Source organism: Bradyrhizobium sp. USDA 327 (assembly GCF_041262065.1).
GTDB lineage: Bacteria > Pseudomonadota > Alphaproteobacteria > Rhizobiales > Xanthobacteraceae > Bradyrhizobium > Bradyrhizobium liaoningense.
The window spans coordinates 1593331-1606804 of sequence record NZ_JBGCCW010000001.1 but is presented as its reverse complement, the minus strand read 5'-3'; the positions used below and the strand labels follow the sequence as shown (position 1 = coordinate 1606804).

10 protein-coding genes are annotated in these 13474 nt (G+C 64.7%); 3 read left to right on the top strand and 7 right to left on the bottom strand.

Translation table 11 applies throughout. From position 1 onward, the window contains the following. Positions 1-163 precede the first annotated feature (163 nt). Positions 164-1555 (bottom strand): aminobacteriohopanetriol synthase HpnO, encoded by a 1392-nt coding sequence (hpnO, locus tag ABIA42_RS07250; protein ID WP_370114595.1) that lies wholly within the window; start codon positions 1553-1555, stop codon positions 164-166. A gap of 142 nt (positions 1556-1697) precedes the next feature. Between hpnO and ABIA42_RS07245 the strand changes: the two genes are divergently transcribed. Further along, positions 1698-2351, top strand: a complete 654-nt coding sequence (locus tag ABIA42_RS07245; protein WP_271528598.1) for a DUF2147 domain-containing protein — start codon at positions 1698-1700, stop codon at positions 2349-2351. Here the strand turns inward: ABIA42_RS07245 and ABIA42_RS07240 are convergent. Continuing rightward, complete coding sequence (locus ABIA42_RS07240; RefSeq protein WP_370114597.1) at positions 2319-4907, bottom strand: MMPL family transporter; 2589 nt, start codon at positions 4905-4907, stop codon at positions 2319-2321. The two genes, ABIA42_RS07245 and ABIA42_RS07240, sit on opposite strands and share 33 nt — an antisense overlap. Before the next feature lie 454 nt (positions 4908-5361). Here ABIA42_RS07240 and ispH point away from each other — a divergent pair, with 454 nt between their 5' ends. Together ispH and hpnH are read left to right on the top strand one after the other, a co-directional pair. Continuing rightward, positions 5362-6288: a 4-hydroxy-3-methylbut-2-enyl diphosphate reductase gene (ispH, locus tag ABIA42_RS07235; protein WP_239622336.1), complete on the top strand. Its 927-nt coding sequence runs from the start codon at positions 5362-5364 to the stop codon at positions 6286-6288. 35 nt (positions 6289-6323) lie between these two features. Then, a complete protein-coding gene (gene hpnH / locus ABIA42_RS07230; protein ID WP_028176730.1) occupies positions 6324-7484 on the top strand; it encodes an adenosyl-hopene transferase HpnH in 1161 nt (386 codons plus the stop codon). 117 nt (positions 7485-7601) lie between these two features. Here the strand turns inward: hpnH and ABIA42_RS07225 are convergent, their stop codons facing one another. The 5 genes from ABIA42_RS07225 to hpnC are packed head-to-tail and all read right to left on the bottom strand — an operon-like array spanning position 7602 to position 13322. Continuing rightward, the gene (locus tag ABIA42_RS07225; protein ID WP_370114600.1) at positions 7602-8351 is read right to left on the bottom strand and encodes a phosphorylase; all 750 of its coding nucleotides are present in this window, start codon (positions 8349-8351) and stop codon (positions 7602-7604) included. Further along, positions 8348-10300 carry a squalene--hopene cyclase gene (shc, locus tag ABIA42_RS07220; RefSeq protein WP_370114602.1) on the bottom strand — a complete coding sequence of 651 codons (1953 nt, stop codon included), beginning with the start codon at positions 10298-10300 and terminating at the stop codon, positions 8348-8350. Before shc ends, ABIA42_RS07225 begins: the two co-directional genes overlap by 4 nt. A gap of 52 nt (positions 10301-10352) precedes the next feature. Next, positions 10353-11609 carry a hydroxysqualene dehydroxylase HpnE gene (hpnE, locus tag ABIA42_RS07215; RefSeq protein ID WP_370114604.1) on the bottom strand — a complete coding sequence of 419 codons (1257 nt, stop codon included), beginning with the start codon at positions 11607-11609 and terminating at the stop codon, positions 10353-10355. Further along, complete coding sequence (hpnD, locus tag ABIA42_RS07210; protein WP_271528609.1) at positions 11609-12448, bottom strand: presqualene diphosphate synthase HpnD; 840 nt, start codon at positions 12446-12448, stop codon at positions 11609-11611. The genes hpnE and hpnD overlap by 1 nt, the downstream gene beginning before the upstream one ends. Beyond that, positions 12438-13322, bottom strand: a complete 885-nt coding sequence (hpnC, locus tag ABIA42_RS07205) for a squalene synthase HpnC (protein ID WP_271528610.1) — start codon at positions 13320-13322, stop codon at positions 12438-12440. Before hpnC ends, hpnD begins: the two co-directional genes overlap by 11 nt. Positions 13323-13474 lie beyond the last annotated feature (152 nt).

Below are 13474 nucleotides of genomic sequence, written 5' to 3'. Positions count from 1 at the left end.
GGATAGCAGCGCCCGTCGTCACGTCATTGCAAGGAGCTCGCGACAAAATTGCCCAGCAACTTTGCGCTGAAGCGACCAAGCAATCCAGACCGCCTCCTCGGAGACAGTCTGGATTGCTTCGCTGCGCTCGCAATGACGATCGTCGAAAAGGCCCGGCAAGAAATCAGGCCGACCGTCGCACCGCGTTGTCCACCAGCGTCTTGCCGAGCGACCAGATCGCGCCGGGGACCTTGTGGCTGCCGGCGATGACGTCGTCGAAGGCGCGCTCGATCCAGCTGCAGTCTTCCTCGGTGATGGTGAGCGGAGGCAACAGCTTGATGGTGTGGCTGCCGTGGCCGGCGACTTGCGTGAGGATCTTGTGATCCTTGAACAGCGGCACGGTGATGAGCTGGCAGAACAGGCCCTTGTTGGCGGTCTCCAGCACGTTCCAGGAGGCGCGCAGGCGCAGCGACTTCGGCGGGCCGAACTCGACGCCGATCATCAGGCCCTTGCCGCGCACTTCCTTCATCAGCTCGTAGCCAGGCACCATGCGCGTCAACGCGAGGCGCAGCTCGGCGCCGCGCTTGGCGGCGGACTCGATCAGCTTCTCGGACTCCATGACGTCGAGCGTGGCGATACCCGCGGCCATGGCGAGGTCGTTCTTGGAGAAAGTCGAGCCGTGCACCACCGCACGGTCCATCTGGTTGAAGATCTTGTCGAAGATGCTCTTGCGCGTCAGCACGGCGCCGACCGGCACGTGGCCACCCGACAGCGACTTCGACAGCAGCACCATGTCGGGCTCGACGTTCCAGTGCTCGACAGCGAGAAAGCGGCCGGTTCGGCCCATGCCGGTCTGGATCTCGTCGGCGACGAACAGCGTGCCGTATTTCTTGCAGAGCGCGGCCGCGCCGGGCAGGAATTCGTCGGTGGGCATATTGACGCCCTTGCCCTGGATCGGCTCGACGACGAAGGCCGCAACCTCGCGCGAGGCCAGGGCCTTTTCGAGCGCGGCCAGATCGTTGAACGGGACCGGCGTGCAGCCCGGCAGCAGCGGCTCGAATCCGGCACGGAAGTTCGAGTCGCCGGTCAGCGACAGCGCGCCATAGGTCAGGCCGTGGTAGCCGTGGGCGCAATAGACGATGCCGGGGCGGCCGGTCGCGCCACGCGCGAATTTGATCGCGGCTTCGACGCATTCCGCGCCGGAATTGGCGAAGAACGCCTTGTCGAGATAGGGGACGTATTTCAGCAGCCGTTCGGCCAGCACGCCGGCGAGCGTCGAAACGTCGAACTGGACGAGGTTGGGCAGATCGGCATCGAGCACGCTCTTGAGCGCATCGCGCATGACAGGATGATTGCGCCCGATCGCGAACACGCCAAAGCCGGACAACAGGTCGAGGTAGCGAGCGCCCTCGCGATCGTAAAGGTACTGCCCCTGCCCCTTCTGGAAGCCGACATCGTAGCCGATGGTCTTGAGAACCCGAACGAACTGCTCGTTCAGATACCGGTTATGCAGGGTGCTGCGCTGGGCCTGACGGTCCGCGAATAGCTGAGACATGTCTGGATTTGGGCTGTGCATCCGCTACATACTTCGATTGGAGGCCGTCTCGTCAACTGAAAACGGACCGCTGCTGAAAACGGTCTGTGCGGCCTTTTGCCCTTTTTCGGACCATCTTCGCAAGCACAGCTTTTAGATCATGTTGCACTGCCAAGGAACCATCATGCGTTTAGCCCTTTACACCGGACTAATACTGGCTGGCGGTTACACCTGCCTGACACCCGCGCTCGCTGCAGACCCGACCGGCGACTGGCGGGTCGCCGACGGCGTTGCCAACATTCGTGTCGCCCAATGCTATGGCAGCATGTGGGGTGCGGTCTCCTGGGAAAAGCAGCCCGGGGGGCGCGACGAGAACAATCCGGATGTCTCGAAAAAGAACAGGCCGACGCTGGGCATGGCAACCCTGATCGACATGAAGAAGAAGCCCGGCATCGATCAGTGGGAAGGACAGGTCTACAACGCCAAGGATGGACAGCTCTACAGCGCGACCATTACGCCGGGTGGTGCCGATCAGCTCGAAATCAAGGGCTGCGTGATGGGCTTCCTCTGCGGCGGCGAGACCTGGACCCGGGTCGGCCCGCCAATCCCCTCGAGTCCTGTCAACGCCATGGCCAAGGGCGCGCCGAAATCCGGCGGCGCCACCCCGCCGAAGGCTCAAGGTGCGCAGGCAGCTCAAGCTCAAGCCACGACAGGGGCCACGGCACCTGCGCCTGCAGCTCCGAAGGCCGCCGGCGCCGCCAAGCCCGGTCAGAAGGGCGCCGCCGACCCCGTCGGCGACATCTGCCTACTCCCTGAGATTGCGGGGTTTGCCCATTAGGGCCGGCTGAAACAGCAGCACGGCGGCAAGCGTGGTCACCAGCGAGAGTGCCAGCAGCTTGCCCATGCTGGACGTGCCGGGATGGCTCGACAGCCACAGGCTGCCGAACGCGGTTGCCGTCGTCAGCGCGCTGAAAAAGATCGCACGCGTGAGGCTGGTCTGGAGCAGGTTTGTTCTGCCCGAGCGCCACGCCACGACATAATAGATCTTGAAGGCGACACCGACGCCGAGCAGCAACGGGAACGCAACGATATTGGCGAAGTTCAGCGGCAGCCCGATCAACACGCAGATCTCGAGCGTCACTGCGCCGGCAACCAGAAGCGGCACCAGCGTCATCAGCACGTCGACGAACCGGCGCAGCGTGATCCACAGCAAGAGCCCGATCACGACCAGCGCGTAGATGCCGGCGTGGATGAACGCCTTCACCACGGTGTCGCCGGATTTCAGGATCGAGACCGGTCCGCCGATCGCGGTCGGCTCGGCCGCGAGCACCGCCGCCGCGAATTTGCGCAGCGTGTCGTTGTCGTTGGGATCGCCCTTGGGCAGCGCCTCGACGCGGATGATGCCGTCCTTGCTCTTCCAGGCGCTGACGAGCTCGGGCGGCAGTGACTTCAGGGTGACCGGCTCGGCCTGCATGGCGTTCCTGAGCTGGTCGAACACGATCTTCATCGGCGTGACGAATACGTCCTGCGCCTTATTGCGCGTGGCCTCGTCGCCATTGGCGAGCTTTTCGAGCGCGTCTGCAAGACGGCGCGAGGCGACCGCCCCCGGCCCCTTCGCGTCACCCGCGGTCCGGCGCAGATTGTCGGCCGAGGATTTCAACGACTCGATATTTTCCTGATCCGACGGCGCCGCATCGATCTGATCGGGGTTCAGCGCGGGGTTCAGCACCTTGGCCCCCTGCGCAAGCAGCTTCAGTTTCGGCGGCTGGTCCTGCGGCACGAAGCTGTCGAGAGACATCACCCTGAGCACCTCGGGCACTTTCTCGAGCCTCGCCTCGACCTGCCTCGCCTGCTCCTCCGACGTCGTCATCACGTTGATGGCATTGGCGCCGGTATTGGGGTCCTTGCGCAAATCGAGGAAGGTGGCGATCGATTCGGCTTTCGGATTGCGCAGGTTCATCGGGTTGAAGTCGAACTTCATGAAGTAGAGCAGCGGCAGGCCGCCAAGCGCGAGCAGCAGCGTGCCGCCGACGATCAGCACGCGATGCTTCTCCAGGAAGTGATCGACCGGCGCCAGGAAGGCGTAGCCGACGGGCTCCGGCTCGCCGGGCGGGTTCAGAAGCTTGAGCAGCGCCGGCAGCACGGTGATGCTGGACACGAACGCCACCAGCATGCCGACGCCGGCGATCTGTCCGAGCTCCGAGATGCCCTTGTAGTCGGTCGGCATGAAGCAGAGGAAGCCCGCCGCGGTGGCCATTGCAGCCAGCGACAGCGGGACCGCCGAGCGCTTGGCCGCCAGCACCAGCGCGCCCGCGAGGTCATCGTGCTTGTAGCGCTCGGAGCGGTAGCGGACGCTGTACTGGATGCCGAAATCGACGCCGAGGCCGACGAACAGCACCGCGAACGCGATCGACAGCAGATTGAGCGAGCCGACCATCATCAGGCCGGCCGCGGTCGTGATCGCGAGGCCCACGAAGAGATTGACGAACACCGCAAAGATGATCTTCGCCGAATGCAGCGCCAGCCACAGGATGAGCAGCACGACGAGAACGGTGCCGACGCCATTGACGACGGCTCCCTCCTGGACGGTCGCGTATTCCTCGTTGGCGATCGGGACCGGGCCGGTCAGGCGCACCCGCGCCTGGTATTTGTTGGGGAAGTCCAGATCGGCCGCCGCTTTCCGGATCGCGTTGGTCGCGTCCTTGCCCGGCTCCAGCGCGTTGTAATCGAGGATGGGCTTGAACTCGATGAAGGCGCGCTTGTCCGAATCCTTCAACGGCTCGTCGCTGACGAGCTCGCGCCAGGAGAAGCTGGCGTTGCCCTTGTTGAGCACGGTCTCGACGGTCTGCGCGATCAGGTTGAAGGGCCGCTCGGTGTTGTCGAGCTTGACCTGGCCTCGCTTGACGCCGGCGAGGCCGGTTTCCAGCGCGCCGGTGAGGCCGCGGATCGAGGGATCGCCGGCCATGATCTCGATCAGGGGCGCGGCGGATTCGAACTCGCCGGTGATCTTGGCGACTTCTTCCGTCGGCAGGAACAACAGTCCATTCTTCTCGAAGAACTCGCCGCTACCGAGCTGCTGCATCGACTGGAAGTTGGTCTTGTCGTCCTTCAGCCTGGCATAGAGCGCGTCTGCCGCGGCGCTCGCCATCTCCGGCGTCCGGGCCTCGATCACAGCGAGGATCGTTTCGTTTTGATCAAACGCTTGGTCGAATTGCTGGTCACGCTTGCGCCAGTCGAGATTCTGGGAAATCAGCGAATTGATGTCGGTGTTGATGGCGAAGTGGCGCGCAGTGTAATAGCCCGCCCCTACCGACAGCAGGAGCCCGAGAACGACGACGAGGGAGGCAAACCGGGTGCAGGCCCTGACGATGGCAACGACTACGCTTTGCAGCACTTCTTTTCTTTCTGCGGTTAAACAGCTTGCCGGAAACGCCCGCTGTTTATCGGAGTTCCCGGGCGAAACCTATTGCTGTTTTGAGTGGTTCTCGCCGCGCGAAGGTTCGAGGTAAGCGGCGGGAGACCGTGGCAAAATCATGCGGGCGGTCGGTATAGCCGGGGACTTGAGGCGGGAAAGTGACGAAGAACGATGCAGCGATGTCGCGCATTTGCGCACAGGGCTTAACCTACTATAATACCATAAAAAATGGACTGTCAGCATTCCCGGCTTTCCTTATTGCCGATTTTTTGACACAAAGTATTGCGCCTCCATGCGCCGGAGCCCCATGAGGGTGGGCGGCTACCGCATGCGCGAACCAATGGTGCGGATATTGCAGCTCATTGGTCAGTATCGGGGTGCCGCCGGGAGACTTACGAGAGCGGATTGGTGCAACTTGCGTGATGGGCGTCCAATGGAAGTTTATCTGGCGCAACCGCGCGGCTTCTGCGCGGGCGTGGTGCGTGCGATCGAAATCGTGGAACGGGCGCTGGAGAAGTACGGCCCGCCCGTCTACGTGCGCCATGAGATCGTGCATAACAAATACGTCGTCGAGAGCCTGAAGAGCAAAGGCGCAATCTTCGTCGAGGAACTCTCCGAGGTTCCGCCGAAAGCGGTGACGGTCTTCAGCGCCCATGGAGTCGCCCGCAGCGTCGAGGAAGAGGCCGCCGCGCGCGATCTTCCGGTGCTCAATGCCACCTGCCCCCTGGTCACGAAGGTTCACAATCAGGGGAAGCGCTACATCGGCAAGGGCCGCACGCTGATCCTGATCGGCCATGCCGGCCACCCCGAGGTCGAGGGTACGATGGGCCAGGTCCCCGGCCCCGTGCAGCTTGTCCAGAGTGTTGAAGAGGTTAAGGCGCTCACGCTGCCGGCGGATACGCCGGTGGCCTACATCACCCAGACCACCCTGTCGGTCGACGACACCAAGGACATCATCGCGGCCCTGCAGGCCCGCTTTACAGACATTCAAGGTCCGGATATCCGGGATATCTGCTATGCGACACAGAACCGCCAATCTGCGGTAAGGGACTTGAGCAAGCTGGTCGACGTGATCCTGGTGGTGGGGGCTGCCAACAGCTCGAACTCGAACCGGCTCCGCGAAATCGGCACCGAGGCCGGCGTCGCGAGTTATTTGATTGCCGACGGCAGCGAGCTCAATCCGGAGTGGCTGAAAAACGCCAGGACCGTCGGCATCACGGCTGGCGCCTCGGCGCCCGAGGTACTCGTGGATGACGTGATCGAAGCGATGCGGCGGCTCGGACCGGTCAAGGTCTCGGTGCTACCGGGCCGCGAGGAGAACATCGAATTTCGGCTTCCGGCCCAATTGGCTGCGAGCTGACCCACCCGAATTTCAAGCCCAGAAAGAAACGTGTAATGGCTATCCCCTTCTTCAAGGAAATGCGTATCGGCGGCTATTTGCTCAAGCAGAAACTGCTTGGCCGCAAGCGCTATCCGCTCGTGCTGATGCTGGAGCCGCTGTTTCGCTGCAACCTCGCCTGCGTCGGCTGCGGCAAGATCGATTATCCCGACGCGATCCTCAATCGCCGCATGACGGCGCAGGAGTGCTGGGACGCCGCCGACGAGTGCGGCGCGCCGATGGTCGCCATTCCCGGCGGCGAGCCGCTGATCCACAAGGAGATCGGCGAGATCGTGCGCGGCCTCGTCGCACGCAAGAAGTTCGTCTCGCTCTGCACCAATGCGCTGCTGCTCGAGAAGAAGCTCGATCTGTTCGAGCCATCGCCGTACCTGTTCTTCTCCGTGCATCTCGACGGCCTGCGCGACCACCACGACAAGGCGGTGTCGCAGAAGGGCGTGTTCGACCGCGCCGTCTCCGCGATCAAGGCGGCCAAGGCGCGCGGCTTCACCGTCAACGTCAACGCCACCATCTTCGACGGCCATCCGGCCGAGGAGATCGCGAAATTCCTCGACCTTACCGTCGAACTCGGCGTCGGAGTCTCGATGTCGCCGGGCTACGCCTATGAGCGCGCCCCGGACCAGGAGCACTTCCTCAACCGCACCAAGACCAAGAAGCTGTTCCGCGACGTCTTTGCCATGGGCAAGGGCAAGAAGTGGAATTTCATGCATTCCGGCCTGTTCCTGGACTTCCTGGCCGGCAACCAGGAATACGAGTGCACGCCGTGGGGCATGCCCGCGCGCAACATCTTCGGCTGGCAGAAGCCCTGCTACCTGCTCGGTGAAGGCTACGCCAAGACCTTCAAGGAGCTGATGGAGACCACCGACTGGGAAACCTACGGCACCGGCAAGTACGAGAAGTGCGCCGACTGCATGGCCCATTGCGGCTATGAGCCGACGGCTGCGACCGCAGCCCTCAACAACCCGCTGAAGGCGATGTGGGTGTCGCTGCGCGGCGTCAGGACGACCGGCCCGATGGCCCCGGAGATCGACCTCTCCAAGCAGCGCCCGGCGCAGTACATCTTCTCGGCGGAAGTGCAGAAGCGCCTGTCGGAGATTCGCAAGGACGAGGCCGCCGCTGCGCAGGCGAAGGCCGCGCAGAAGGCTTCGACGGCGGCGTAGTCACGACGAACCTTGTCGCCTGGATGGCATGAAGCGAATCCGGGCGACAACATCAGCAAAAAGGCCCGGTCGCCAATGGCGATCGGGCCTTTTCCGTTTGTCAGTTCGAAAAGCCGCTCAGGCCGCCTTCGACACTAGCGCCTCGTTCTCGACGAGCTCCGTCCCGATCAGATAGTCGCGGCAGCCGCGCAAGCTTCGCAGGGCGCGGTTGAAGTCGATGCCGGTCGAGACCAGCGCATGCAACGTGGTCGGGTTGCGGACGATGCCGCGCAGTACGGCGGCGAGATCAATCTGGCCGTTCGGCTTGATCGCGGCGCGGGCGAGCGCCGGCAGGGCGCGATGGGCGGGATCGCTGATGACGCGGACGGCGGCAAAGGGCAGTCCGGCTTCCGCGGCATAGGCGGCCGCGATGTGGCTCTCCATGTCGACGGCGAAGGCGCCCGTCTCCGAATGCAGCGCCGCCTTGCAGGACCGCTTCGTGACCACCTCCTCGGCGCCGGCGAGGCTGCCGCGGACGACGCGGCGGCGGCCCGAGGTCAGGCGCTCGATCAGGTCGTCGCCGAGCGACAGCCCGGCGGCCCAGCGGGTATCGCCGGACAGCACTTCGGTCGCCAGCACGACGTCGCCGGACCGCAGCGTCGGGTCGAGCCCGCCGGCCACGCCGAACGAGATCACGCCGCGAATCGTCTCGGGATCCACCACTGTCAGCAGCGCCCGCAACTGGGTCGGGCTGCTGGATGAACAGATGACCGCCATTCCGGGCCCGGCCGCAATGCGGGCCTCCTGAACCAGTCCGGTCACGATCAGTATCGGCCGCGGGTCGATGGTATTCCCCGCGGTGAAATAGTCCCCCGTCCCCAAAGTCACATTCCGACCCCTACCACCCTGCTGTTGGTGTTCCGCAAGTTCCGATACCGCGCCAACGCCCACAGCGGAAAGAACTTCGGGTAACCATGATAACGTAGATAGAATACACGGGGGAAGCCTGTGGCGGTGTACCGCTGCTCGTCCCACAGTCCTTTTTTGTTTTGTGTTGCAATCAGGTACTCCACCCCGCGGGCGACGGCCGGGTGATCAACCTCGCCTACCGCCATCAGGGCAAGCAAGGCCCATGCCGTTTGGGAGGCCGTCGAGGGGGCGGCCTCCCATCCCTTGTAGTCCAGCCGGTAGCTGACGGCGTCCTCGCCCCAGCCGCCGTCCTCGTTCTGGATCGAGGCCAGCCAGGCGGCGGCTTTCCGGATCATGGGATCCTTGTGGTCGACGCCGGCCATGTTGAGAGCACAGAGAACCGACCAGGTTCCGTAGATGAAGTTCATGCCCCAGCGGCCGTACCAGGACCCCTCCGGGTGCTGGGTCTTCCTGAGGTAGGCGACGCCGGCGGCCACGTGCTTGCTGGTTGTCGCGGTTTCGCCGAGCTGCGCCAGCATCGAGATGCAGCGCGCGGTGACGTCCTCGGTCGGCGGATCGAGCAGCGCGCCATGGTCCGAGAACGGGATGTTGTTCAGGTAGTATTCGAGATTGTTGACGTCGAAGGCCGCCCAGCCGCCGTCGTCGCTCTGCATGCCCTCGATCCACTCGCGGCCACGGGCGATCGCAGTGTCATAGCCGGCGACGCCGTGCTCCCGGCGCATGCGGTCCATCGACATCACCACGACCGCGGTGTCGTCGAGGTCGGGATAATGGGCGTTGTTGTACTGGAACGCCCAGCCGCCCGGACGCACGTCGGGCCGCTTCACGGCCCAGTCGCCCTTCACCTCGAGCTCCTGCTTGGGAATCAGCCAATCAAGGCCACGCTTGGCGGCCGGCACGGCTTGCGCATCGCCCGCCTCCAGCAGCGCGTGGGCGGTCAGGGTCGTATCCCACACCGGCGAGACGCAGGGCTGGCAATAGGCCTCGTCGTCGCCAATCACGAGCAGCTTGTCGATGCCCCGCCGCGTGATCGCGCGCGGCGGGTAGTTCTCGTCCTTGCCGAGCGCGTCGTACATCATGACGATGTTGGCCATCGGCGGATAGATCGCGCCCATGCCGTCCTCGCCGTTGAGCCGCTCCTCGATGAAAGCGAGCGCGGCATCGATCGCGCGCTTGCGCAGGCTCTTCGGAAACAGCGGCTCGATCACGCGCAGGATCGCATCGAGCGAGCGGAACAGCAGGAACCAGGCCATGCTCTGGTGCGGCGCCTTCGCGGTCATGCCGATCGAGCGCGGATCCTGGAGGAACAGCTCGTCGATGCCGACGCCCTTCGGATTCTTCGCGCGCGGCTTCAGCGCGGCGATCACCATCAGCGGCACCATGGTGGTGCGCGCCCAGTACGAAATCTTGTTGAGGTGGAACGGCGACCAGAACGGCAGCAGCACGATCTCGATCGGCAGCACCGGCACCGCGCGCCAGGTCACGACGCCGAACGTCGCCAGCAGGAAGCGCGTGAAGACGTTGCTGTTGATCGCGCCGCCTCGGGCATGGATCGCCTCGCGCGCGCGCACCATGTGCGGCGCATCGACGGAGTCGCCGATCATCTTGAGCGCGAAGTAAGCCTTCACGCTGGCGCTCATGTCGAACTCGCCGTCGTGCACCAGCGGCCAGCCGCCATGGGCTCCCTGCACGCGACGCAGGTAATTGCCGATCTTGGCTTCGAGTACCGTATCAACGGGCTCTGCGAGATAGTGGCGCAGCAGGATGTACTCGGCCGGAATCGTGCAGTCGGCCTCGAGCTCGAACACCCAATGGCCGTCGGGTTGCTGGAAGCCGAGGACGCCTTCCCTCGCCGACGCAATGCTCGATTCCAGGGTCTCGCGGCTGGTCGCGTTCACGGAATCCATGTTGCTCGATTGCTCCGATAGTCGATTGAAATTTGACAGGGACATCTGCCCGTCAGGGCCGCTGTGCGGCCAGAACCAGATCGGCAGCGCGATCGCCGGACCGGACCGATCCCTCAATGGTTGCTGGCAATCCCGTAGCAGTCCAGTCGCCGGCAAGGAACAGGTTTTTCAGCGCAGTGACCGGCCCTGGACGCAGGGCATTCTGGGCCGGCGTGGCGGCAAAGGTGGCGCGGCGCTCGCGCACGATCTGCCAGGGGGGCAGCTCGCCGGAGACACCGCCCGCCTCGCAGACGTCGTTCCAGATCGCCTGCGCGAGCTCCTCGCGCGGCATGTCGACCAGACGATCGCCATTGCTGATCGTCACGGAAAGCCGGTTGGGGAACGCGAACAGCCATTCCACCACGCCGCCGATCACGCCGAGGATCGGCGCCGAGCCCGGCGGTGGCTCGAAGCGGAAATGCGCGTTCACGATGGCGCGGAATTCGGTCGGCGCCTTCAGTCCCGGCAACAGGCTCGTCGCCGCGCGCGGCGGCACCGCCATCACGACGACGTCGCCCTCACCGATCTGGATCACATCCTCGCCGCCGAAATTCAGTGCGCCGACCTTGCCGTCGGTGGTCGCAAACGAGCGCAGCTCATGGCCGAGCTGGACCGCGTGGCCGCGCTCCTGCAAGAACTTCACGGCAGGCTCGATCAGCACCGCGCTGAGACCGTCGCGCGCGATCAAGGGACGGCAGGCCTGCCCGCCCGCGAGCAGCGTCTCGCGCACGATCGCGCCCGCGAGCCCCGCCGAGCCCTCGGGCGGATCGACGTTGAGCGCCGCGAGCAGCAACGGCTGCACCAGACGCTGGTAGAGGATGCCTTCGCAAGGAATGGACTTGCCGACCAGCGTCTCCTCCGACGCCCAGATCAGCGGCGCCAGCTTCAGATAATCGGTGAGGCCGGTGTCGGGAACGCGGCGGCTCTCGTCGAGCACCCAGGTCGGCCACCGGCCATCGCCGAGATCAATCTGCCAGCGCTGCCCGGTCTTGATATCGACGAACGGAAACTGCGCGCTCTCGGGGCCGACGAGACCCGCCTCGGTACCGATCGCGCGCGCATAGGCGCGCGCATGGCTGTTGCCCGACAGCAGCAGATGATTGCCGTTGTCGATGGTGAGATTGGTGGCGCCGTCGAAATAGGAACGGCAGCGGCCGCCGGCCTGGTGCGTCGCCTCGTGCACGGCCACCTTGAAGCCGGCATTGGCGAGCCGCACAGCGGCGGAGAGGCCGGAAATTCCAGCACCGATGATGTGAGCTGTCTTTTGCATCAGATGAAAGCGTAACGGAGCAGGATCAGGATGCGTGTGATCTTCGACACACGCACCGGCTCGCGCGGCGCGGTGAAGCCGCGCGCGATCAGCAGGTCCAGAATGGAATGATAGTATTTCGACATGATCCGCGGCGCGCGCACCGCGCGGCGCTTGTTGCGGTTCATGATCTCGTCCGACTTCTCGAAATGCACCTTCGCGCGCTGCGCCAGCGGCAGGCAGACCTTCGGGAGCGCGCGCTCGGCGATCACGCGGTCCGGATCAGTGGAGGTGATGCCGGCATGCAGCAGCGCCTCGCGCGGCAGATACAGCCGTCCGAGGCCCGCATCCTCGTCGATGTCGCGCAGGATGTTGGTGAGCTGCAGCGCGCGGCCGAGATGGTGCGCGAGCAGGATGCCGTCTTCCTCGGGCATGCCGAACACCCGCACCGACAGCCGCCCCACGGCGCTGGCGACACGGTCGCAGTAGAGATCCAGCGTCGCCATGTCGGGCGCGCGGATGTCCTGCGGCACATCCATTTCCATGCCGTCGACGATGGCGAGGAAGTCCTCGCGCTTGAGCCCGAAGGCCTTCACCGAGGCGACGTAGTCCTTCAGCCGCGGCGGCGGATGGCCCTGATAGAGCGCATCGATGTCGTTGCGCCATTGCTGAAGTGCGGCGAGCCGCTCCTCCCGCGGGCCGTCGGAATCGGCGATGTCGTCGACCTGGCGGCAGAAGCTGTAGATCTGGAACATCGCTTCGCGCTGGTCACGCGGCAGGATGCGCATCGCGGCATAGAACGAGCTGCCGGATGCGGCCGAGCCGTAATTGGCGCCGGGCGTGGTCGCCTCAAGCGTCATGTGCAGTCCCCGGTCTGGAAATGGCCTTGCGTCCGATCGCGCGGCGGCCGACTTCGCCGATCATCCCGGCGAGGCTGAGGGCGAGCAGCTCGAACTTGTTCAGATGCACGCGCTCGCGCAGGGGATCGCGCACCTTCAAGAGGCGCACGATGCGGTCGGCATAGGCCTGGATCACCGAAATGTCGACGCCGAGGCGAAAATCCCTCACCTCCGCGCTCAGCGACTTGCTCTGCTTGAGCAGCGCTTCATTGCGCGCGGCAAGCGCCTGAAGGCAGGCCAGCATCGCCGGCGGTGACTGCGCAAGCCCGAGCTGCTCGACCGAGGCGCCGCTCGCGGCCAGCGCATCGCGCGGCAGATAGACGCGGTTGAGCTCGCGGAAATCCTTGCCGCAATCCTGCAGGTGATTGTTGATCTGGAGCGCCGCGCAGAGCGCGTCCGATGCGGCCCAGGTCGAGGTGCTCTCGCCGTGGACGTCGAGCATGAAGCGGCCGACGGGCATCGCCGAGTAACGGCAATAATGGATGACCTCGTCCCAATTCTCATAGCGCAGCTTGGTCACGTCCATGCGGAAGGCGATGAGCACGTCGAGCGCATGGCGCGGGGCCATGCCGCGCTCGGCCAGCGCGCGGCGCAGGGTGACGGCTTCGGCCTGGGTGTCGCCCTTGCCGAGCAGTTCCGCCTCGAGCAGGTCGAGATAGCTAAGCTTCTGGTCGGGCGGCAGCGTCGCGTGGTCGGCGATGTCGTCGGCGGTGCGGACGAAATTGTAGTAGGCCAGGATCAGGGCGCGATGACGCGGATGAATGATCCAGGACGCGACGGGAAAATTCTCGTCGCGGTCACCCTTGCCGGATCGCAATTCGCTCGCAGAGGTCATCGAGGGCTGGTTTACAATCGTTTGGACAGAAAGGCTTTTTCGCTCGCGCGGGCCCGTGCCGGCGATGCCGCCGCGGCCCCCATATAGGGGAATACGGCCGCAAAACCAATCCTGTCTCTCGATGGCTGCCCCTTGCGGATCGGGCCCGGAAA

Bases quoted from the DNA above. Each gene is read 5' to 3' on its own strand.
- ispH (WP_239622336.1), top strand. From the start codon at position 5,362: ATGGAAGTTTATCTGGCGCAACCGCGCGGCTTCTGCGCGGGCGTGGTG.
- hpnD (WP_271528609.1), bottom strand. From the start codon at position 12,448: ATGACGCTTGAGGCGACCACGCCCGGCGCCAATTACGGCTCGGCCGCA.
- ABIA42_RS07245 (WP_271528598.1), top strand. From the start codon at position 1,698: ATGCGTTTAGCCCTTTACACCGGACTAATACTGGCTGGCGGTTACACC.
- hpnE (WP_370114604.1), bottom strand. From the start codon at position 11,609: ATGCAAAAGACAGCTCACATCATCGGTGCTGGAATTTCCGGCCTCTCC.
- hpnH (WP_028176730.1), top strand. From the start codon at position 6,324: ATGGCTATCCCCTTCTTCAAGGAAATGCGTATCGGCGGCTATTTGCTC.
- hpnO (WP_370114595.1), bottom strand. From the start codon at position 1,555: ATGCACAGCCCAAATCCAGACATGTCTCAGCTATTCGCGGACCGTCAG.
- shc (WP_370114602.1), bottom strand. From the start codon at position 10,300: ATGGATTCCGTGAACGCGACCAGCCGCGAGACCCTGGAATCGAGCATT.
- hpnC (WP_271528610.1), bottom strand. From the start codon at position 13,322: ATGACCTCTGCGAGCGAATTGCGATCCGGCAAGGGTGACCGCGACGAG.